The sequence below is a fragment of the Streptomyces aureus genome (assembly GCF_000725495.1).
Taxonomy (GTDB): Bacteria; Actinomycetota; Actinomycetes; order Streptomycetales; family Streptomycetaceae; genus Streptomyces; species Streptomyces aureus_B.
The window spans coordinates 1-1,293 of record NZ_KL647044.1; the positions used below are offsets into that span (position 1 = coordinate 1).

Annotated in this window: 1 pseudogene; it reads right to left on the bottom strand. The window is 70.8% G+C overall.

The window, feature by feature from the left end:
* Positions 1-1,293 (bottom strand): annotated as a pseudogene (locus IO36_RS47845) (polyketide synthase dehydratase domain-containing protein); the annotation flags it as partial.

Below are 1,293 nucleotides of genomic sequence, written 5' to 3' on the forward strand. Positions count from 1 at the left end.
CACCGACGCCACCACATCAGCACCACCCACCAACTCCACAAACCGCACATCACCCACCTCCACCGCCGGCACCGACGTCGACCACTCCACCCGATACAAGGAGTCGACCTGGCCGAACTGATCAGGTGTGACGGCACGGAGCGTGAGCGCATCGGCGGAGAGCACGAGGGCGCCGGCCGGGTCGACCGCGGTCAGCGACGCGGTGTCGCCATCGACAGCCAGCCGGACCCGCAGTGCTGTGGCGCCGCTTGCATGCAGGGACACGCCCTCCCAGGAGAACGGCACCCGGCTCGGCCCACCGGGCGCGGTCGTGCCGAGGGTGTGCAGGGCAGCGTCGAACAGCGCCGGGTGCAAGCCGTACTGTCCCGACAGGCGTTCGGGCAGTTCAACCTCGGCGAACAGCACGCCGTCCGCGGCGCGCCAGGCCGACCGCAGGCCCTGGAACGCCGTCCCGTAGTCGAAACCGAGCTCCAGCACGCGATCGTAGAACCCGTCGAGCGACAGGGGTTCCGCACCGACCGGTGGCCACACGCCGAGGTCTGCGGTGGGCCTGGCGCCCTGGCCCAGGACGCCGGTGGCATGCTGCGTCCACGGGTCGTCCGTGTCGTCGGGCCGGGAGAAGACACCGATCCGACCGGTCCCGTCGACCGACACTTGAAGGGCGACGCTTCCCTTCTCCGGCAGCACCAGCGGCGCCGCCATGGTCAGTTCCTCGATCCGCTGGAGGCCGAGTTCGTCCCCGGCGCGCAGCGCCAGCTCCACGAAGCCGGTGCCGGGGAACAGGACCCGGCCGTGTACGACATGATCCGCAAGCCACGGCTGCGTCCGCAGCGACAGCCGGCCGGTGAGGACCACACCGTCACCGTCGGCCAGTGCCACAACGGAGTGCAGCAGCGGGTGGCCGGCCGTCGAGGGCGCCGCTTCCGAGAGCTCGGGCCAGAAGCGTTCGTGCTGGAAGGCGTAGGTCGGCAGCTCTACCCGGCGCGCGCCCGTACCGGCGAAGAACGCCTCCCAGTCCACCCCGACACCGTGGGCGTGCAGCACCGCCAGCGCCGTCACCGCCGACGTCTCCTCATCCCGGTCCCGGCGCAGTGCGTGACAGCCGCGGTCTCCTGGATCATCGCCGACAGTGTCCCGTCGGGCCCCAGCTCCAGGAACGTCCCCACGCCCTCGTCGACCATCGCCCGCACCGCGTCACCGAACCGCACGGCCTCACGCACATGCCGAACCCAATACGCCGGATCCGTCGGATCACCCGACACCAGCCGGATCACCGGCTCACGGAACTCGATC